Source organism: Chitinophaga sp. Ak27, assembly GCF_012726295.1.
GTDB lineage: Bacteria > Bacteroidota > Bacteroidia > Chitinophagales > Chitinophagaceae > Chitinophaga.
The window spans coordinates 1-205 of record NZ_JABAOB010000042.1 but is presented as its reverse complement, the minus strand read 5'-3'; the positions used below and the strand labels follow the sequence as shown (position 1 = coordinate 205).

1 rRNA gene is annotated in these 205 nt (G+C 42.9%); it reads left to right on the top strand.

The features are described from left to right. Positions 1 to 205 (top strand): 23S ribosomal RNA (locus tag HGH90_RS31545); the annotation flags it as partial.

Below are 205 nucleotides of genomic sequence, written 5' to 3'. Positions count from 1 at the left end.
CAGCTCACTGGTCGAGGGTTTGGGCACGGAAAATAATCGGGCATCAAACATATAACCGAAGCTTTAGGCCTAGTATGCAAATACTAGACGGTAGGGGAGCATTCTAAACTGCATCGAAGGTGTGTTGCGAGACATGCTGGAGCGTTTAGAAAAGAAAATGTAGGCATAAGTAACGATAAATAAGATGAAAAATCTTATCGCCGTA